The organism is Streptococcus sp. DFI.7.26, from assembly GCF_022240605.1.
Classification (GTDB): Bacteria; Bacillota; Bacilli; order Lactobacillales; family Streptococcaceae; genus Streptococcus; species Streptococcus xiaochunlingii.
The window spans coordinates 65,843-84,208 of the sequence record NZ_JAKOGN010000001.1 but is presented as its reverse complement, the minus strand read 5'-3'; the positions used below and the strand labels follow the sequence as shown (position 1 = coordinate 84,208).

The following is an 18,366-nucleotide window of genomic DNA, read 5'->3' as shown; positions in this document are numbered from 1 at the left end:
CTAAAATAGAAAATGAGCCCAGCGGTTTTACTAGACTCATTTCATACTTATCTTTTTTGCTTATTTCATCCCTTACTTCAAACTCCACCCGCCATCAATGGTAAGGATTTGTCCTTGCATAGCGGATGCCTTCCTGCTAGCCAAAAAGAGGCTAACTTCTGCTACTTCTTCTGGCTCAATCCAGCGCTTGATGGGTGTCTCACTGGCTACCCAGTCAGCCAAGCCACCTGGTTCAAAATCCGCTGCGGTCATGCCTGTTTTGACGGCTCCGGGTGCGATGCCAAAGACCTGAACCCCAGCTTCTGCATAATCCAGGGCCAACTGTTTGGTAAATCCCGCTAGAGCATGCTTGGAGGAGGTATAAGCGTGACCGCCTCCACCAGCTAGGCTAGAAGCAATGGAGCACATATTGATGATGATCCCTTGCTTCTTCTCCAACATTTTAGTCAGATAATACCGTGTCAGCTCTACCGGAGTCACATAGTTGATCTCAAAGATCTCCTGAATCTCCTGAGCGCTTTGCTCAAGGAGCGGTTTGTAATCATCTAAAACTCCAGCCGTATTGCACAAGACATCGACCTGGGGACACCAGTCAAAAATCGGCGCCAAATCCAGGGTCAAGTCCCGCTGCAAGAAGTGAACATCACCCGACAACTGGGGATCCGCTCCCTGGTCCACTCCATAGACCTGGTAACCCTTTTCTAGAAAGAGGCGAGCTTGAGCCAGACCAATCCCTGAACTCACTCCCGTGATCAATACACGTCTAGTCATGCACTTCTACCCAATCTGTCGCTAAGACATCACAAGGAGTTGGACTCCACATAGAGAAACCTTCGCCCTCACCAGAAACGTTAATGAGGAAATAAGGGGTCACTTCCAGAGCCACTCCATTTTGCTCGATGGTATCAAAGAGTTGGACATAGTTCTCAGCACCACCCCAACCAGTACGTACATATTTCTTTTTTGCCTTTAGTCCAGGCAAGATTTCTTCAAATGTCATGATCTTCTCCTTTGTTTCATACTCCCTTTCATTATAACAAAAATCAAGCTTTCTCGTTGTTTTTCAACAGCAAAAAGGAGGAGCTTCCTCCCCCCTTTTCACTCTATTCACCATTTTCTGTCTTGTTCTTTTTCAAGGCGCGAATCGTGAACCAATAGTAAATCATCAATCCGATAACGATGATCACCGTCGGCAAAATGATGGTCATGCTGGAATTCTGAATCCCTTGGGCCAAAGTCCAACGATGCAAGAATCCCACTACTAAGAAGGACAGAATAGGAAAGATGAAGGCACGAGCAAACTCTTCTTTCCACTGCCAGAGGATAAGTCCTGCACTAGCCCCTGTCATGATGAAGGTATCCCATGGACTAGGTACCGTCAACCAACCTAGAGTTGGCAAGAAACGGACCCCTACTATTTCACTGATGAAATAGATCCCAAGGACGAGAACGACTGCAACATAGATTGCTTTTTTTGACTTCTCTTCTGCAAAAATGAGGCGACGAAGGAGATAGAATAGTAATCCAACAGCTAAAATACCCATAACACTATCCGTTAGATAGACCAGGGGTTTAAGAACCAGGACTGCTTGAGAGGCAAAATCACTTAAGAGGCGATAAAAAATGACAATTCCCGAGACAATCGCCCCATATTTTAGAACGGAGCGCGTGGATTCTTTAGGCATATTTTCGATGATTTGGTCTGCCATTCCCTTGGGATCCTGTCCAAAATAGTCCTTGGCTGTCAATCCATCACCGCTTGCTTGCGAAAAATCTAGCGCTAGATTATAGACCTGCTCTCTTAATGCTTTCTCCTCATATAAGAAGCCGGCAAAATTGAAATAATCCCAGAGATCTTGGAAATAAGCTTGGTCCTCCTGGCTAAAGGTTTGAACCAAAGCCTGCGTTTCTTCATAATAAATAGCTGATGTCATGATGTTTCCCCCTTTCTTTGGAGACGAAATACAATGAAGGACAAGACTAGTCCTATCAGAGGGAGTAGCCAGCGTAATACATTAGCAGTTCCTGGATTCACAAAACGAACACAGCATCCAGTTACAAAGAAAGTCACACCCATGACCAGTAGGCTAACAGCAAGCCGTCCCTGATTTCTATAGGTCATGATCGTAAATCCAAGAAGAACCAGAAAAGCCAGAACAATCGCCCAACCATCTGGCAAAAGGATACTTCGATTCAGACTCAAATGGTCAGAAAATACGTGCTCTATCCTAGGAGACAGAATCAAACTAATCACACTGATGATAAGAGCCCAAGGCCACTTGATTTCCCCATAGCTCTGCTTGGACCAAAGCCACATCATAAATTGACTGTACACAAAGAAAATGAGTAGATCTAGCAAATATGTTAAGGGAGCAATCACCAGTGGCAGCATCCAGGCAAAATCCATTACAAACCGCATGCCAACGAAAATCGTTCCAAGAATCAAGAATAACCCCACATAAGAACCTAGCCTGCGTCTAGGTAACTCCGAGAGAACTTGGTCCATCATGGCCCTTGGATCCTTTCCAAAATAATCCACTGCCCGATTGCCTTCTTTCTCAGCAACCTTTAAATCGCAAACCATATTGTAGAGCTGCTCCCCCAGTAGCTCATCATCATAAAAATAGGACTTCACTCCAATATAAGCTATCATTTTTTTCATATAGGCTTGATTGTCCTTATTTAGGTGCATCAATTCGGCTGACATTTTTTCTGTATAATCTTCGATCATGCTTCCCCCTCCTTTTTAACGCGTTCTACTTTAACGACCAGATCCTGCCACTGGTTCCAAAATTCCTCTAGGCGCTCTCTTCCTTCCATGGTTAGAGAGAAATATTTGCGATCAGGTCCATCCGGAGAGGGCCTCATCTCTCCTACGATGACTCCCTGCTTCTCTAGCTTCTGAAGCAAGGGATAAACGGTCCCCGCAACGATCTTATCGAAGCCGGTTTCCTTGAGACTTTGGATCAATTCATAGCCATAAATAGATTTTTTTGAAATAATTTCTAAAACACAACCTTCCAGGACACCCTTGAGCAATTGCGACTCTTTCATCCTGCTCCCCCTTTCTATACCGCATCTTTTTAGCTAGTTTGTTTTACATACTAGTCCTTTCATTATTAGTATACTCCTCCTTAGCTAGTTTGTAAAGCATAATAGTTAAAAATACTGCATGAAACTCGATAAATCCGAGCATTATGACTAAATATACAATTATTTTCAAATAAAATTTGCTTTTTATAAAAAAAGGTGTATAATAATACAAAATCTTTATTAAAGGAGATAAGTGATGAAAAAATCTAAACTAGCTTTCCTAGCAGGTGTCACGGTTGCTTCAGCCCTGTTCCTTGCTTCTTGTGGATCATCTGCAAAGTCTTCTCAGACAAACACTTTTTCATACGTGTATAGCACTGATCCAGACTCTTTGAACTACCTCCTTTCAAACCGTTCAACAACAAGTGATGTCACAACTAACTTAGTAGATGGACTTTTTGAAAACGACCAATACGGTAACTTGGTCCCTGCTCTAGCAGAAGATTGGTCTGTTTCTAAGGATGGATTGACTTATACTTACAAACTTCGTAAAGATGCAAAATGGTATGACTCAGAAGGGAACGAATATGCAGACGTCACTGCACAGGACTTCGTCACTTCTCTGAAATACGTAGCAGACAACAAATCAGATGCCCTCTACTTGGTTCAAAACTCAGTAGCCGGCCTGGATGACTATGTCACTGGTAAAAATACGGACTTCTCTAAAGTTGGAGTAAAAGCCGTTGACGACCATACCCTTCAATACACCTTGGCTCAACCTGAGTCTTTCTGGAATTCTAAATTGACAACTTCGACCATGATGCCCGTCAATGAAAAATTCCTCAAGTCTGCAGGTAAAGACTTTGGTAGCGTCAAACCTTCTGGAATCCTCTACAACGGTCCTTACTACTTGAAATCCTTCACTTCAAAATCGTTAATGGAGTTCACTAAGAACGAGAACTACTACGACAAAGACAATGTGAAGATCGATGATATCAAATTGACCTACTTCGATGGTTCTGACCAAGACTACCTAGCTCGTAACTTCTCTGATGGAAACTTAACCACTGCGCGTCTCTTCCCAACGAGCTCAACCTTCAGTACCATTGAGAAAAAATTCAAGGACAATATCGTTTATTCACCGCAAGATGCGACTGTCTACTATGTCTACTTCAACGTAAACCGTCAAAACTACGGTCATACTGAGAAAACAACAGACGACCAGAAGAACCAAACCAAAACAGCTCTTCAAAACAAAAACTTCCGTCAAGCCATCAACTTTGCCCTTGATCGTACTTCTCTAAGTGCCCAATCAAACGGTAAAGATGGGGCTAGCAAAACCCTTCGTACGCTTCTTGTACCTCCAACATTTGTGCAAGTAGACAACAAAGACTTCGGTACTGTTGTTGAAGAAAAACTTGCTGCAACAGGAGATGATTGGAAGGATGTCAGCCTAGCTGATGCACAAGATAGCATGTTCAATGCGGACAAGGCTAAAGCACAATTTGCTAAAGCAAAAGAAGAGCTCCAAGCACAAGGTGTTCAATTCCCAATCCACATCGACTATGTAGTTGACCAATCTTCTGCTAGTATTGTGCAACAAGCTGATTCAATGAAAGACTCCATCGAAAAAACATTAGGAAAAGAAAATGTTGTTGTGGATGTTCAGAAATTGTCTACGGAAGATGCGGACAATGCAACCTACTTCGCTCAAAGTCCTGATCAAAAAGACTTTGATATGGATATCGCTGGATGGGGACCTGACTTCCAAGATCCATCAACTTACTTGGATATCTTCAATCCAGTCGATGGTTCAGCCTTAGCAGGTATGGGAATCAATCCGGCAACTGACCAAGCCCTAATTGAAAAACTAGGTTTGAACGAGTACAAACAACTATTGGATGATGCCAATGCAGAACAATTGGATACCAAAACTCGTTATGAAAAATATGCTGTTGCTCAAGCTTGGTTGACAGACAATGCCTTTGCACTTCCTGTCTACTCTAAAGGTGCTGTTCCTTCTATCACGAAGATCAAACCATTTACAAAAGCCTTCTCCTTGATCGGTATCAAAGACGGGGCTAGCTACTACAAGTACATGGAATTACAAAGTGATACAGTCACAACGGCTGACTATGACAAAGCTTATAAGAATTGGTTGAAAGAAAAAGAAGAATCAAACAAAAAAGCACAAGAAGAACTTGCAAAACACGTGAAATAATCACGATAAAAACACCGGGGATTACATCCTCGGTGTTTTAAAATGTAGACAAATTGTTTCTTTATATAGAACAAATTAGGAACACATAAATAATTAAGATAATACATCCAATTAGCTCATTCAAGCATACACTGAAACTTTCCGCTGTGAGAAAAGTGCTAGAAACATTCTTGTTTCTAGCACTCGGGAGTTTTGAAACGTTAGGTTCAAAACTAAGTCATGGAACTTCCTAGAAGTTCGCTGATGTCCGTACTCACCTAAGGAAAGTTTCAAGGGGAGCTTTATCTTCACCTATTTTCCTAAGCTTCCATCGTATCAAACGCTATCGCACGACAATCTTCCGATAACTTCTAGAAGTCAGAAGAAAGACGAGAACATAAGAGATGAAAAAGACAGCACAAATGGAAAGAGTTGTTTGAAGGACCAAGCCCGCATTTGTCGCTCCTAGGATGGCAACGATTTTTGCAATCATCTTGTAGGCTACTCCTAGGTACAGGAAGGAGAAGAATAGAGGAAGGAAAAAGACGGTGAGAATCTGTTTGCGAATGGTGGTGCCGGTTTGCTTTTGGTCCAATCCTACTTGTTGCAAGATCACAAAATTTTCCCGGTCCTCATAGCCCTCTGAAATCTGCTTGTAGTAAATGACGAGTACTGTAGCTAATAGAAAGATGACTGATAGGAAAATCCCGATAAAGAGGAGAGTCCCTGCTGTTTCACGCCACTCCTTCTCTATACTGTATCGTTCATATCCACCAAAATAAGTCGCACCATATTGACTCATTTTGTCTGTCGAATACAGCTCTTTGGTCACGCCACCAGTAAAATCTTTGTTGTCTTTATTTTTGGCATTAATAGAGAATTCTAAATTCTTATCAACTTTTAGACCCAGTTGGTTCAAGTCAGGAAGAACAAGGTACAAGCCCATTTGGTGTTGAAACAGGGCGGATTGAGGGAGTTTCCCTTGGATAAAATTGGAGTTTAGTTTTTGTTTAATCGTGAAGGTCTTCCCATTGATTTCTAATTGTGCGTCTAATTTTCCTGGATACTGATACCCATAGGCTAGGATTTCATTTTCTCCAAGCTCAACTTTTTGACCCGTCAGTTGCTCGTAAGTCGCCTGATCAAAAAAGTAGACTGTTCCCTCTGTCTTCATCTCCATCTCCTGACCAGCTTCTTGATAGGACTGTTCATAAACCTCTAAGCTCCTTCCATCAATCTTTCGAATTTCAGCCGACCAGTATGTTGTCTGTGCCACCTGATAATCTGATAGATTTGTCGCATCGGCTGTTTTCTTAATTTGAGCTTGAACATCCTTGATAACTGGTTCTGTCTCAGCATCTGAAGGCATATGCCCCACACTAATCATGTAATCAGAAGGGTAAACAGTATCTAGGTAGTTCTGTCCTCCAATAAAGATATTGAGCGACCCGGTTAAGGTGACCAAGACCATGGTGGAAAGAATACTAATGGTCGCAAGACCCGCTGCATTTTTTCGCATCCGTGCTATTAAGTTGGAGACAGATATAAAATTCTCTGGCTTGTAATAGTAGGATTTCCGACCTTTGAGAAATCTTAAGAAGGTAATAGATCCTGCGTTGAATAAAAGATAAGTCGCCAGAATGACTAAGATGACAGCAATAAAGAATCCTTGAACCGCTGCAACTGGACGCTCAACGGTTAGCGCTATATAAAACGCAATTCCTAAGAGCCCAAGTCCTAAAAGAGTTTGGACCAGCAAGAAGCGTCCCTTCTTCTCCCCTGCTTTTTTCTGTTGCATGAGGTGGAGGGAACTGTAGCGCAAGAGGCGGAAAGAATTCAACAAGAGAATGAGGGCAAAAGCTAAGGCTAACCCAAGTAAAGTGTTAAGAACAGCCCCTATCTGGAAGGTTGATTGAATGACGACTGGTAGCCCCATACATTTTAGGAGCAAGGCAAAAATCAGGCGATCAAATAAGAGCCCCAAACCCAGTCCTACTCCAACTGTGAGAACATAGAAGAAGAGCAATTCCCATAAGGTCATGATGAGGAGATGCTTCTTCTCCATTCCCAGAACACTGTACAAGCCCAGTTCTTTGGAACGGTTTTTCATGACAAAGCCATTGGCATAAGCCACCAAAATGATGACGACCAGCTGGACAACGAAACTACCAAAACCAAGAACAGTTCTCGCCGCCCCCCCTCCGTAAGAATCCTCTAAATGAGGGGTAGATGACAAGGCGATAAAACTATAAAGGATCATGGTCGTTAAAATGACAGCCAGGGCAAAGGGGTAATAGAGTTTGCGATTTTGTTTGAGGTTGGAAAGAGCTAATTTACTTGTTAATTTAAACATCACGATCCTCCTTTCCCGCCATGACTGTCAGAGTATCTGAGATTTCTTGGAACATCTGACGCTCTGTCTTTTCACCACGGAAGATCTGGTTGTAGAGGATCCCGTCCTTGATAAAGAGCACGCGCTTAGCCCGAGCTGCCGCTGCAGTTGAGTGGGTCACCATGAGGATGGTTTGCCCCATGCTATTGATATCTTCAAAGACATCTAGCAAAGCAGCCGAAGACTTAGAATCCAGCGCCCCTGTTGGCTCATCAGCGAGGAGGATTTCAGGTGAGGTGATAATAGCCCGTGCTACGGCCACCCGTTGTTTTTGCCCACCAGAGATTTCGTAAGGGTATTTTTCTAAGAGCTGGTGAATGCCCAACTCCCGACTCACGCTCTCCGCCTTACTCATCATTTCCTTGACTGGTCTGCGAGAAAGGACAAGAGGCAAGAGGATATTGTCCTTGACCGATAAGGTATCGAGCAAATTGAAATCTTGAAAGACAAAACCTAATTTTTCCCGACGGAAACTAGAGGCATCCTTGTTCTTGATGGTTGAGGTGTCGGTGCCATTGAGGTAGACCCGTCCTTCCGTCGGCTGGTCCAGCATGGCCAGGATATTGAGAAGGGTCGATTTCCCGGACCCTGATTCCCCCATGATGGCGACGTATTCGCCCTTCTCCACGGTGAAGTGGATATCTTTTAGGGCTTCGACCTGAGTTCCTTGGAAGCGGGTTTTGTAAATTTTTTTCACATGTTGTACATCTAATAAGGCCATTTTCATTCTCCATTTCCATCTAGTTATATGATTGATATTAATAGAACTTCTTACATCTCTATTGTAACGATTTGGAAAGAGATCTACAATAAGCTAACCTTTCATTTTCAACCTGATTTCTTACATTTCTGTAAGGTATTAAAAAACTAGCTTCCTTGCGGGAGCTAGTTCCTTCTTATAAAGCTGTGATGGCTGTGATCAAACCAAAGATGATCCCTGGAGCATTGGCTGCAGCAAGTGGGATATCGCGTTCTTTTTTGAAGAGTCCGTAGTAGACCCAAAGGCTACAGTTGATAGCTGCGACAAGGGGTTGGACAAAGTTTCCTTTGTGACCCGCGAGATTGTCCATGATTTGTGGGAAGTAAGACACATACATCATCACAGACATAAAGGTCGCAACCCATCCAAGAATTTTCATTTGTTTTTCATTCATTTTTATGACACCTTTCATTTTTTAAGTATGCACTATTCTAACGCTTGCCCTCTTAAAATTCAAGTACTTTTTTCAAATGTTACCGAACTGTAAAGTGTCACAATCTTGTGATTTTGTAGGAAGATGGATTTCTTTTCGAGTGGATTTTCTCTCTAGTTGCCATTTTTTGACACTTTGTCTAATTCTTTTGCAAATGTGATCGTTTTCATTTTGCGTAGCATGCAAATTAATTGCATTTTCTTCCTACTTATGCTATTTTGATACACAGAGGTAAAATTTTATGAATAAACAAAAAATCAACCAAATCGTTGGCTCGATCGGTGCCTTTATTGGGATTATCGTTTTCATTGCCTACATCCCACAAATTATTGCTAATTTACAGGGAAATAAGGCCCAACCTTTCCAACCCTTGTCAGCTGCTATTTCTTGCTTGATCTGGGTCATTTATGGTTGGACAAAGGAACCTAAAAAAGACTGGATTTTGATCATTCCGAATTCGGCAGGTGTCATCCTAGGGGGATTGACTTTCCTTACATCACTTTAATAGAAAGTGAACAAAGACTGAACTCTACGGGTTCAGTCTTTTTTGTGTATCCCTTTGAAAAACAAAAACAATCGCAGTCGGTTTTCGTACAAAAAAGCCCGCTATGAGCAAGCTAAAAAAATTGACAATTCTTTTCTTTGAATAACCTATGCTGGATTATTGTGCAAAAATATCCAAATAATATCTGATTATTATTAGAGTATATTGAAACTTTCCGCTGTGAGAAAAGTGCCTGAAATAATTATGTTTCAGGCACTCGGAATTATTGAGACCTTAGGCTCAATAATTAGTCATGGAACTTCTTCGAAGTTCGCTGACGTCCGTACTCACCTAAGGAAAGTTTCTAATTTAATTTGAGTTTCTTTTCTTAAATCTGCACAATCTTACGATAGCTCCGAGAGGTGATCCAAAAGACGATTAGGTAGGTGATGAAAAAGACGGCACAGACACTGAGGGTCACGATGAGGACTTGGCTACTATTGATGACACCGAGCACTTTAAGGATCAGGCGGATCATATGGTAGGCAAAGGCCAGGTGGACAAAGGCAAAGATGAGGGGAAGGAAGAAGACGGTTCGCACTTGACGGTTGATGGTCCGTTTGACCTCGTTTTCATCAAGCCCCACCTGTTGGAGGATGACGAAGCGGTCACGGTCTTCATAGCCTTCCGAGATTTGCTTGTAGTAGATGACGATGACCGTTCCGACCATAAAGATCAATGACAAGAAAATCCCGATAAAGAAGATGCCTCCAAAAATGCTATTCATTTCTCTCACATTATATGCTCGATTCCCTCCATAGACAAATGTTCCTTGGGCCTGTTGGCTGCTCAATTCATCGATCATCTTGTCATAGCTGGCAGCCAGCTTGAGTTGCTTGTCTTCATCGACATTGACATTGAAACCACCATAGATTTGAGTAATGACAGCAAGGTTCGGAAACTGAGCGACAAAGGCTGAAAGGTCAGGCACGATCAGGTAATTAAAATCCTCTGTCAGCATATTGAAGATATTTGGGACATGATCGGTGATAAAATCCTTGGTCACTTCTTCCTTGACTTGAAAGTCTTGCCCATTAATAGTAAACTGCTTTTGCCCTTTCAGAGCCTTGTTGTGGGCAAAGAGGATGACTTGGTTGCCGGTCAGATCGACGTGTTCTCCTGTCATCTGCTCATAGCTAGCTGCATCAAAGACCAGAAAGACTGTTCTCGGTCTGACATCGTGTTCATCATCAGGATAGACCGTGAAGTCTGTGCCCTTTTGTGATTCGACCCCAAAGGTAGCATAGTTCATCAGGTCACGATTTTTGATCTCAAGCTGGTGCTCAGATGCAAATTCATCAAATTTTTGATTGATTAGCTCCAAATCCACGCCTTTTCCTTGAATGGAGAAATCATGTGGATTCATGATTTTTTTGATCATTTCACCACCAACATAGATGTTGGTGGCAGCAGAGATCGTCACCAGCACCATGGTTGAGAGGATGGCAATGGTCGCAAGGCCCACTGCATTTTTCTTCATGCGATAGATGAGGTTAGAGACCGAAATCATGTTGTTGGGTTGGTAATAATAGGCCTTCTTTTTCTTAAGCAAGTGCAAGAAGACAGTGATCCCTGCATTAAAGAGCAGATAAGTTCCGATCATGACCAAGATAACTGCTAGAAAGAAGATCACAATCGCAGACATGGGGTCTTCAACAGCTAGCGCTAGATAGTAGCCAAAACCGAGAGAAGCTATGCCAAGGATGGTTTGGGGCCACAAGAAGCGGGCTTTCTTTTCACCACTAGCCTTCTCACGCGTCAACTGCAGAGCATTCAAACGGAGAATGCGCCAAGCGTTGAGAAAAACTAGGAGGCCAAAGATGAGACCAAAGGTGACAAAGACCAAAATTACAATCCCAGGTTGGAAGGTGGATACTAGCTGGACCTTCATCTTCATGAGTTTCAAGAGAAAGGCAAAGATCAGCTTGTCAAAGAGAGCCCCAATCAAAACACCAGCTGAGATAGTCACAAAGCCAAACATCAAGAGCTCCTTGAAGATCATACTGATGAGATGGCGTTTCTCAAGGCCCAGCATGCTGTAGATTCCCAGCTCCTTGGAGCGGTTTTTCATGACGAAGCTATTGGCATAGAGCACGATGATAGCTCCCGCGGCATTGACCACGAACAGTCCCAATCCAAGGGTGAAGAGTATGGGAGATCCCCCTCGAAGCTCCTGAATGTGGGGATTAAAGGTCAGGGAGTCAAAGAGGTAGGCGATGGTCACTGCTAGAATGACCGCAATCGCAAAGGGATAATAGAGCTTGCGGTTCTTGATCAGATTGGAGCAAGCTAATTTAGTGGTTAACCGAAACATCTACCCCACCTCACTTGCCATAACCGTCAAAGTATCCGAGATTTCTTGGAACATCTGACGTTCTGTTTTTTCCCCGCGGAAGATCTGGTTGTAGAGAATTCCATCCTTGATAAAGAGCACGCGCTTGGCCCGAGCTGCCGCTGCGGTTGAGTGGGTCACCATGAGAATGGTTTGCCCCATGGTGTTGATATCTTCAAAGACATCTAGCAAAGCAGCCGAAGACTTGGAATCCAGCGCCCCTGTTGGCTCATCAGCAAGGAGAATTTCAGGTGAGGTGATGATGGCCCGTGCTACAGCTACCCGTTGTTTTTGCCCACCAGAAATCTCGTAGGGATATTTTTCAAGCAGTTGGTGAATGCCCAACTCCCGACTGACGCCATCCACCTTAGTCATCATTTCCTTGACCGCTTTGCGAGAAAGGACGAGAGGCAAGAGGATATTATCCTTGACGGATAAGGTGTCGAGCAGGTTAAAGTCTTGAAAGACAAATCCTAACTTTTCGCGACGGAAGCTCGAAGCATCCTTGTTCTTGATGGTCGAGGTGTCTATGCTATTTAGGTAGACCCGCCCTTCCGTCGGCTGGTCCAGCATAGCTAGGATATTGAGAAGGGTCGATTTCCCAGACCCTGATTCCCCCATGATAGCGACATACTCCCCTTTTTCCACGGTGAAGTGGATATCTTTCAATGCTTCGACCTGCGTCCCTTGAAAGCGGGTTTTGTAGATTTTTTTGATATGTTGAACGTCTAGCAATGACATACTTTTCTCCTTATACTAGTAGATCAAGAAAAATTCTTGGGTTTGTTGTAGGACTTGGCGACCAAATTCCGCCTTTTCCAAATCAGTTTTCTTATTTGGTTTCTTAATCTTTTTGGGTTCTTTCATCCATTTCAAGAGTTTCATTTTCTTGACCTCCTTCATTTGATGAGACTATTGTATAAAAAATAAAAGGTGGTCACCATAACCTAACCTTTCATTTTTAAAATTAAATCTTACATTTTTGTCATTTTCAAATAAAAGAGAAGCATAGGGAGAGAAACATTAGATACCGACGAATTCCCCTAATCCATGACCAACTTCTTCTCTTCAAAGTGAATGGCAACAGTCGTCCCTTGGCCGACCTGAGACGTCATCTGAATCTGATGTCCTAGCTGATCGGCAATCTTTTTAGACAGATAGAGGCCTAGTCCAGAAGATTGCTGGGTCAAATGCCCATTGTAGCCGGAGAATCCCCGCTCAAAGACACGGAGTATATCGCTATCCTTAATTCCAATCCCACTATCTTTCATAAAAAGGGTCTGGTCTTTGAAATAGATCTCAATCCCGCCAGTGCTGGTATACTTGAGACTATTAGACAGCAATTGCTCGATGATGACCAAGAGCCACTTGCGATCGGTAATGACGGCGACATCTAAGTCATGCAGATCCACCGTCAAGCCCTTTTGAATAAAGAAGATGGCATACTTTCGCACCACTTCTTTGACCAGCTCTTCGAGTGGAACACGCTTAAGCACCAAATCATCGTGAAAGCTTTCGAGTCTCAGATACTGGAGGACCACATTAGCATAGGAATCAATCTTAAAGAGCTCCTGCTCCATTTGTTGTCTCAGGTCGCTGTCTTCTATATTTTTAACCAAGAGTTGACTGGCCGCAATGGGCGTCTTAATCTGGTGAACCCAGAGGGTATAGTAATCCATCAGGTCATTGTAGGTCTCTAGACTCACCGTTGTCTGCTCACGTTGGGCTTGCTGACTGGTTGCTAGTTTCTGACTCAAGACCAGTTCTAGAGGGGTCTCAGGTGGTCCCTCCCCATAGAGCACTTCCTTACGACAGGCCTGATATCCAGCCACTGCATCCCAAATGACCAGAAGAAGACTCAAAAAAGCCAAAATTCCTGTCAGGTAAAGGAGAAAATTGCGGTAGCCTTCGAATATATAGGCAAACAAGACCAGGGATGAAAGGAGTAAACCAATCAAATAGAGATAGCGACGGTGAGAAATCAGATAGTGTTTGACAAATAAGAATCGATTATCCATTGCTCAACCCGTATCCTATCCCTTTTTTCGTTTCGATAAAATGTTCCAGTCCTGCTTCTTCGAGTTTCTTCCGAAGTCTAGCTACATTGACCGAGAGGGTGTTATCATCAATAAAGAAATCACTGTTCCACAGTTCCTTCATTAAATCATCCCGAGCCACTACACTTCCAGCTTTTTCAAAAAGGATGCGAAGAATTTGAAATTCATTTTTGGTCAAATTAACCACCTCTCCCTCGTAGACCAGATCCATGGATTTGAGATTGAGGATGGCGCCCCGGTGTTCTAACAAATCTTGATCAGTTCCAAACTCATAAGAGCGGCGAAGGAGACCCTGAATTTTTGCCAAAAGGACATTGGGATCAAATGGCTTGGTCACATAGTCATCTCCTCCCATATTGATAGCCATGACGATGTCCATAGCTTGATCTCGTGAGGATAAAAACATGATAGGGACCTTAGACACCTTACGAATCTCCTGGCACCAATGGTAACCATTATAAAGAGGAAGGCCAATATCCATCAGAATCAGATGAGGATTGGTCTGGACGAAGGTCCCCAATACATCCATAAAGTCATCAACTGCAATAACTTCAAAGCCCCACTGCTCCATGATTTTCTTCACTTGTTGGCGAATGGTTTCATCATCTTCGACAAGAAGAATTTTGTGCATGCTCTTTCCTTCTCTTTCTTACTAGAGTATTACCCTTTCATTATATCAAATTATCCAAGGAGCATACATTTTTTTCGCCATCTCAACTTACAGGTAACTCCTTTCGTCAATTTCCTATTTTTACTGAGGGGCTTTTCAGGTATTTTATGCTATACTGAACATACAGATACAAAGGAGAATCTCATGTCCACGATTTTTGATTATCTAGACTATGTCGCCTATGATTCCATCTACGATCGCCCTTTTAAGGAACTCGATGTCCTGTCACTGACAGAGCTGACCTATCTTCCTTTTGATCGAATCGTGCCCCAAGGGGATACGACCAATATTGAAGTCCGCTTATCTGATGCAGCAGAGCTAGTCGATCGAACCACAGATTTCATCGTGACAGACCAACACCTGCAATTAGTCGATGTCCTAGCTACATCCAAACGCTTTAAGAATCTCAAACTTCTTAACTATGTCGACGAATATGACCCCGATGTTCAGAAGCAGTTTGCGGCTATGACCTATCGTCTTACTATGGATGTTTATTTAGTTGTCTTCAGGGGGACGGATGATACCTTGATCGGCTGGAAGGAAGACTTCCACATGACCTATATGGACCATGTCCCATCTCAGAGGCGTGCAGCCAGCTACCTACAACATGTCATGAAGGAATTTCCTAAAGGACGCTTTATGGTAGCCGGCCACTCCAAAGGAGGCAATCTCGCAGCCTACGCCTGCTCTTACCTTCCAGATCATCTGATTGAACAGGTCGACGCCATCTACTGTTACGACGCGCCTGGCCTCAACAAGGCCATTATCGAAACGGAGGGCTATCAACGAATCGCGCACCTCGTTCACCGCTTTGTCCCGCAAGGGTCCATCGTTGGGATGATGTTGGAAGTTCCTGAGTCTTCTACGATTGTCAAAAGCCGTGCCTTTGGTGGCTTTGCCCAGCATGACGCCTTTACTTGGATGGTTGAAAAGGATGGATTTGTGACCCTGGATCAAACCAGTCCCGATAGCCAGCAGACCGACGAGACCCTGAAGCAGTGGGTTCGCGAAACATCGGCGGATGAGCGCAAGAAGTTCTTTGATACTTTTTTTGGCATTTTTCTGGACGCCGGCATCACTTCGATTAATGATTTGAGGAACTTGAAAAATTTCTCCAAGATCAAAGAAATCTTTCAAAATGCTCAGGACCTAGATCCAACAGAAAGAGAAATGCTGGAACGTCTAGCCAAGCAACTCCTCGATACCCGTGTCCAAGCTTGGAAAAAATGGCAAACAGTTCCCCGGATCCTGGTTCAAATGGCTACATTTTTCAAGCGAAAGAACGCAGTCGAGTCCTCCTCAGCTCTGCTTCTTGAGCACAAAGATTGATAATTTTAACTCTATTTTATAAACTGTAACAATATCGTTTACATCCAATGGTGTAAACGAATTTTTTTTATAGAAAGAGATTTCATTAAAGCAAAACAAAACCCAGGAGATCACATTTCCTGGGTTTTCGCTTCTTATTGACGATAGAAGTATTGATCTGCTGGATAGTTCCCAGCTGATTGGGTAACAACCAAACGAGGTTTGCTCTTATCTGACTGGTCTCCATCAGGATTTTCAAAACCAATCTTAAAGAGGCCAACTGCCACTCCTGTTTCTCCCACACGTAGATCTACATAAGAGACTTTACTTGTCTTATCCGAGTTCGGCACTGCTTTTAATCTTCCTTGACCTTTCACAGTTCCATCTTCTTGAATGACCATCTCCTGGCCTTTAGCATTGCGCCATGTCCCTGCCAGACTTGAGAAGTCTCCACTATTGATGGCCGCAATATCAAGGTCTACTTCCTTCTTAGGCTCTGGGTAAGCTTCCCACCATTTGTCCTGGTAGGCTTGGAAGGAGGCTTGATGGTAGAAGATGCGTCTCAAAGGTGAAACGACGCCATCAGGACCTTGAACATTTTCAGGAATCAAGGTGACAATCAATTCTTGACCAGTACTTGCTCCAGTTGTTCCAGCTTGGACAAAGTAAACCTGATAGGTTGATCCAGCTTTCTTAGGTTTCTTATCTTTATTGAGGACAAATTGGACATTGCTAGCTCCACTCCAGAAGCTCCATCCCTTATCCTGATCAGAGTAGATAGAAGGGAAGACAGTAGTCCGGTGATTGTAATAATCTTCTGGACTATAGCCATACAACATAAAGCCAGAATCTGCAATCTGCTTTTCAATCGATTCATTGGAATAGCTTCCTGCGAAAGTTGTCAAATCCCCATCCAATACCGCATCATCTGGATTCGTCGACTTGAAGAAATCCTTCCGATTGGCAAAGACCATCTCATGATCGGGGTCTTTATCTGACATGGTTACCGTAATGAGGGGATCCTTATCTGATTGGTATTTAAAGATACGCACAGTGACGGTGAAATCAGTATTTCCATCAGACTTTTTCATCTGACTAGTAGAAACTTTATTGGCACCTTCTACTTTGAAATCCGTTGAGAACGTTGCTGATACAGGTCCATCTTCTGTCTCATAATCAATTTTCCAAGATTTCCCATTTTTCTGAATCTTAGCCTTATCACGCGCATTAGATACATATTCACCAGACAGATCGATGGCTTTTTCCTTAGATGAAGACGAGGTCTTCGAAGTCTGGTTGAACTCTTTTTGATGATCCGGTTGAATATTGGAGCTAGAGTAGAGATAGACTCCTCCGATTAGAACCACCGCACTCACAAAAGCGACGATCATCCAAAGATATTTCTTATCTAACTTTTTGATCATTTCAACACCTCCTTGAAATGGTAGTTACCTAATAGTATACCTTAAATTCTATTTAAAGCAAATTTTGACTGAAATTCATAAATTTTTTATCGTTTTTCGATACTTTTTTATTGACTTATTTTTTATAAGGAGTATACTATAAGTGAAAAATAAAAAAAACTTCAAGGAGGCTTGCGATGAAAAACTCAAAAACCTTAAAAAATGTCATTGAAGTCTTAACGGCTTTCATTTACTTCTGTGGCTTTATGACCCTGGCTGCACTGGTCGTCCACCTGCTTTCCCGGATGGGAGTGTTTAAGGATCTCATTCAATCTGGACGCTTGTCCTTTGATGTGAATGGCATCCAACTCTTCCCCAAACATCTCCAACCTCTCTGGCAGCTGCTCTTCCCACTAGCCTCAAGCGCTATCTATATTTACCTTCTCATCACCATTCGCAGCTTCCTCCAAAATCTCTACCAAGAAAAGATCTTTTCTCACTCCAACATTGATCTTTGCAACCGAGCTTGGAAGATTCTCTTGGTCTTGTCTTTTATGTCTGGCACACTTGAAACCAGCGGCAATGCTTATCTCCTTCCCTTCACCTTCCAATTTACCTTTAACACAGGGCTTCTCCTTGCCGTTCCAATCGTCTGGGTCCTTGGCAAGATTTTAGAGAGAGGGATTGAGATTGCCGAAGAAAATGAGCTAACCATTTAAGGAGGGTGCCATGATTATCATCAATTTAGATGTCATGCTGGCCAAGCGAAAAATGAAATCCAACGAGCTAGCCGACAAAATCGGCATCACGACTGCCAACCTCTCCATCCTCAAAACCGGTAAGGCCAAAGCCATCCGCTTCACCACCCTTGAAGCCATCTGCAAAGAACTCGACTGCCAGCCAGGAGATATCCTGGAATACCGGCCAGATGAATAGGAACTATATTCGGAGACTTTCCTTAGGTGAGGACGGACGGTAGCGAATCCCTTTGGGACTCCATACCTAAGATTTGAGCCTACTGTCTCAAATCTTCCGAGAGTCTGAAACGATAACGTTTCAGACTCTTTTCTCACTGCGGAAGTCATCCATTAACATTCATTACTAATAGGACTCAGCTACCATCCTTGTAAAATTCAATGATGGGAACTATATCAATACAACAAAAGCACTCCCGCGGGAGTGCTTGAGAGCATAGACAACCTGTTCTTCCTTACAAATCAAATAAATTCTATAA

At 43.0% G+C, this 18,366-nt stretch carries 19 protein-coding genes; 5 read left to right on the top strand and 14 right to left on the bottom strand.

Features of this window, described 5'->3' with window-relative positions; genetic code table 11:
* Positions 1-72: 72 nt before the first annotated feature.
* The 5 genes from L0M85_RS00445 to L0M85_RS00425 form a co-directional block, all read right to left on the bottom strand.
* Positions 73-771, bottom strand: coding sequence for a 3-oxoacyl-ACP reductase (locus tag L0M85_RS00445; RefSeq protein WP_238656047.1), 699 nt, complete (start codon positions 769-771; stop codon positions 73-75).
* Complete coding sequence (locus L0M85_RS00440) at positions 764-1,000, bottom strand: DUF2829 domain-containing protein (protein WP_000141913.1); 237 nt, start codon at positions 998-1,000, stop codon at positions 764-766. Before L0M85_RS00440 ends, L0M85_RS00445 begins: the two co-directional genes overlap by 8 nt.
* 103 nt (positions 1,001-1,103) lie before the next feature.
* On the bottom strand, positions 1,104-1,934 hold the full coding sequence (locus tag L0M85_RS00435; protein ID WP_154858649.1) for a hypothetical protein: 831 nt from the start codon (positions 1,932-1,934) through the stop codon (positions 1,104-1,106).
* Positions 1,931-2,731, bottom strand: a complete 801-nt coding sequence (locus L0M85_RS00430; RefSeq protein WP_154858651.1) for a hypothetical protein — start codon at positions 2,729-2,731, stop codon at positions 1,931-1,933. Before L0M85_RS00430 ends, L0M85_RS00435 begins: the two co-directional genes overlap by 4 nt.
* Complete coding sequence (locus L0M85_RS00425; RefSeq protein ID WP_154858653.1) at positions 2,728-3,054, bottom strand: PadR family transcriptional regulator; 327 nt, start codon at positions 3,052-3,054, stop codon at positions 2,728-2,730. Before L0M85_RS00425 ends, L0M85_RS00430 begins: the two co-directional genes overlap by 4 nt.
* A 235-nt stretch (positions 3,055-3,289) precedes the next feature.
* On the opposite strand from L0M85_RS00425, the gene L0M85_RS00420 reads away from it, so the two are divergent.
* Positions 3,290-5,254 (top strand): peptide ABC transporter substrate-binding protein, encoded by a 1,965-nt coding sequence (locus L0M85_RS00420; protein ID WP_238656045.1) that lies wholly within the window; start codon positions 3,290-3,292, stop codon positions 5,252-5,254.
* Positions 5,255-5,576: 322 nt separating this feature from the next.
* Here L0M85_RS00420 and L0M85_RS00415 read toward each other — a convergent pair whose 3' ends face one another.
* The 3 genes from L0M85_RS00415 to L0M85_RS00405 form a co-directional block, all read right to left on the bottom strand.
* The gene (locus L0M85_RS00415; protein WP_238656043.1) at positions 5,577-7,586 is read right to left on the bottom strand and encodes an FtsX-like permease family protein; all 2,010 of its coding nucleotides are present in this window, start codon (positions 7,584-7,586) and stop codon (positions 5,577-5,579) included.
* A complete protein-coding gene (locus tag L0M85_RS00410) occupies positions 7,579-8,346 on the bottom strand; it encodes an ABC transporter ATP-binding protein (RefSeq protein ID WP_048691853.1) in 768 nt (255 codons plus the stop codon). The genes L0M85_RS00415 and L0M85_RS00410 overlap by 8 nt, the downstream gene beginning before the upstream one ends.
* A 175-nt stretch (positions 8,347-8,521) precedes the next feature.
* A complete protein-coding gene (locus tag L0M85_RS00405) occupies positions 8,522-8,779 on the bottom strand; it encodes a SemiSWEET family transporter (protein WP_003006102.1) in 258 nt (85 codons plus the stop codon).
* A 280-nt stretch (positions 8,780-9,059) separates the two neighbouring features.
* On the opposite strand from L0M85_RS00405, the gene L0M85_RS00400 reads away from it, so the two are divergent.
* Positions 9,060-9,323, top strand: a complete 264-nt coding sequence (locus L0M85_RS00400; RefSeq protein ID WP_003012241.1) for a SemiSWEET family transporter — start codon at positions 9,060-9,062, stop codon at positions 9,321-9,323.
* Between the two features lie 367 nt (positions 9,324-9,690).
* On the opposite strand, the gene L0M85_RS00395 is transcribed toward L0M85_RS00400, so the two are convergent.
* The 5 genes from L0M85_RS00395 to L0M85_RS00380 all read right to left on the bottom strand — a co-directional run bounded on the left by L0M85_RS00395 (position 9,691) and on the right by L0M85_RS00380 (position 14,382).
* Positions 9,691-11,676 carry an ABC transporter permease gene (locus L0M85_RS00395; RefSeq protein WP_125335262.1) on the bottom strand — a complete coding sequence of 662 codons (1,986 nt, stop codon included), beginning with the start codon at positions 11,674-11,676 and terminating at the stop codon, positions 9,691-9,693.
* Positions 11,677-12,435: an ABC transporter ATP-binding protein gene (locus L0M85_RS00390; RefSeq protein ID WP_125335260.1), complete on the bottom strand. Its 759-nt coding sequence runs from the start codon at positions 12,433-12,435 to the stop codon at positions 11,677-11,679. It lies immediately after the preceding gene.
* A gap of 15 nt (positions 12,436-12,450) precedes the next feature.
* Positions 12,451-12,579: a hypothetical protein gene (locus L0M85_RS10010; RefSeq protein ID WP_023022528.1), complete on the bottom strand. Its 129-nt coding sequence runs from the start codon at positions 12,577-12,579 to the stop codon at positions 12,451-12,453.
* Between the two features lie 158 nt (positions 12,580-12,737).
* A complete protein-coding gene (locus tag L0M85_RS00385; protein WP_236127958.1) occupies positions 12,738-13,712 on the bottom strand; it encodes a sensor histidine kinase in 975 nt (324 codons plus the stop codon).
* Entirely contained in the window at positions 13,705-14,382 is a 678-nt protein-coding gene (locus L0M85_RS00380) for a response regulator transcription factor (protein WP_006596753.1), read from the bottom strand. Before L0M85_RS00380 ends, L0M85_RS00385 begins: the two co-directional genes overlap by 8 nt.
* 183 nt (positions 14,383-14,565) lie before the next feature.
* Here L0M85_RS00380 and L0M85_RS00375 point away from each other — a divergent pair, with 183 nt between their 5' ends.
* The gene (locus L0M85_RS00375; RefSeq protein WP_238656041.1) at positions 14,566-15,750 is read left to right on the top strand and encodes a DUF2974 domain-containing protein; all 1,185 of its coding nucleotides are present in this window, start codon (positions 14,566-14,568) and stop codon (positions 15,748-15,750) included.
* Positions 15,751-15,884: 134 nt separating this feature from the next.
* Here L0M85_RS00375 and L0M85_RS00370 read toward each other — a convergent pair whose 3' ends face one another.
* Positions 15,885-17,153, bottom strand: coding sequence for a DUF6287 domain-containing protein (locus L0M85_RS00370; RefSeq protein ID WP_238656039.1), 1,269 nt, complete (start codon positions 17,151-17,153; stop codon positions 15,885-15,887).
* 176 nt (positions 17,154-17,329) lie between these two features.
* On the opposite strand from L0M85_RS00370, the gene L0M85_RS00365 reads away from it, so the two are divergent.
* Both L0M85_RS00365 and L0M85_RS00360 read left to right on the top strand, forming a co-directional pair.
* A complete protein-coding gene (locus L0M85_RS00365; protein ID WP_125335251.1) occupies positions 17,330-17,851 on the top strand; it encodes a DUF2975 domain-containing protein in 522 nt (173 codons plus the stop codon).
* A gap of 10 nt (positions 17,852-17,861) precedes the next feature.
* Positions 17,862-18,068 (top strand): helix-turn-helix transcriptional regulator, encoded by a 207-nt coding sequence (locus L0M85_RS00360; protein ID WP_156676187.1) that lies wholly within the window; start codon positions 17,862-17,864, stop codon positions 18,066-18,068.
* Positions 18,069-18,366: the final 298 nt, after the last annotated feature.

What these genes read in the sequence shown, in the direction of transcription:
- L0M85_RS00390 (WP_125335260.1), bottom strand. Translation starts at nt 12,435, where the DNA reads ATGTCATTGCTAGACGTTCAACATATCAAAAAAATCTACAAAACCCGC.
- L0M85_RS00360 (WP_156676187.1), top strand. Translation starts at nt 17,862, where the DNA reads ATGATTATCATCAATTTAGATGTCATGCTGGCCAAGCGAAAAATGAAA.
- L0M85_RS00415 (WP_238656043.1), bottom strand. Translation starts at nt 7,586, where the DNA reads ATGTTTAAATTAACAAGTAAATTAGCTCTTTCCAACCTCAAACAAAAT.
- L0M85_RS00410 (WP_048691853.1), bottom strand. Translation starts at nt 8,346, where the DNA reads ATGGCCTTATTAGATGTACAACATGTGAAAAAAATTTACAAAACCCGC.
- L0M85_RS00395 (WP_125335262.1), bottom strand. Translation starts at nt 11,676, where the DNA reads ATGTTTCGGTTAACCACTAAATTAGCTTGCTCCAATCTGATCAAGAAC.
- L0M85_RS00440 (WP_000141913.1), bottom strand. Translation starts at nt 1,000, where the DNA reads ATGACATTTGAAGAAATCTTGCCTGGACTAAAGGCAAAAAAGAAATAT.
- L0M85_RS00375 (WP_238656041.1), top strand. Translation starts at nt 14,566, where the DNA reads ATGTCCACGATTTTTGATTATCTAGACTATGTCGCCTATGATTCCATC.
- L0M85_RS00385 (WP_236127958.1), bottom strand. Translation starts at nt 13,712, where the DNA reads ATGGATAATCGATTCTTATTTGTCAAACACTATCTGATTTCTCACCGT.
- L0M85_RS10010 (WP_023022528.1), bottom strand. Translation starts at nt 12,579, where the DNA reads ATGAAACTCTTGAAATGGATGAAAGAACCCAAAAAGATTAAGAAACCA.
- L0M85_RS00370 (WP_238656039.1), bottom strand. Translation starts at nt 17,153, where the DNA reads ATGATCAAAAAGTTAGATAAGAAATATCTTTGGATGATCGTCGCTTTT.
- L0M85_RS00430 (WP_154858651.1), bottom strand. Translation starts at nt 2,731, where the DNA reads ATGATCGAAGATTATACAGAAAAAATGTCAGCCGAATTGATGCACCTA.
- L0M85_RS00435 (WP_154858649.1), bottom strand. Translation starts at nt 1,934, where the DNA reads ATGACATCAGCTATTTATTATGAAGAAACGCAGGCTTTGGTTCAAACC.
- L0M85_RS00445 (WP_238656047.1), bottom strand. Translation starts at nt 771, where the DNA reads ATGACTAGACGTGTATTGATCACGGGAGTGAGTTCAGGGATTGGTCTG.
- L0M85_RS00400 (WP_003012241.1), top strand. Translation starts at nt 9,060, where the DNA reads ATGAATAAACAAAAAATCAACCAAATCGTTGGCTCGATCGGTGCCTTT.
- L0M85_RS00420 (WP_238656045.1), top strand. Translation starts at nt 3,290, where the DNA reads ATGAAAAAATCTAAACTAGCTTTCCTAGCAGGTGTCACGGTTGCTTCA.
- L0M85_RS00405 (WP_003006102.1), bottom strand. Translation starts at nt 8,779, where the DNA reads ATGAATGAAAAACAAATGAAAATTCTTGGATGGGTTGCGACCTTTATG.
- L0M85_RS00365 (WP_125335251.1), top strand. Translation starts at nt 17,330, where the DNA reads ATGAAAAACTCAAAAACCTTAAAAAATGTCATTGAAGTCTTAACGGCT.
- L0M85_RS00380 (WP_006596753.1), bottom strand. Translation starts at nt 14,382, where the DNA reads ATGCACAAAATTCTTCTTGTCGAAGATGATGAAACCATTCGCCAACAA.
- L0M85_RS00425 (WP_154858653.1), bottom strand. Translation starts at nt 3,054, where the DNA reads ATGAAAGAGTCGCAATTGCTCAAGGGTGTCCTGGAAGGTTGTGTTTTA.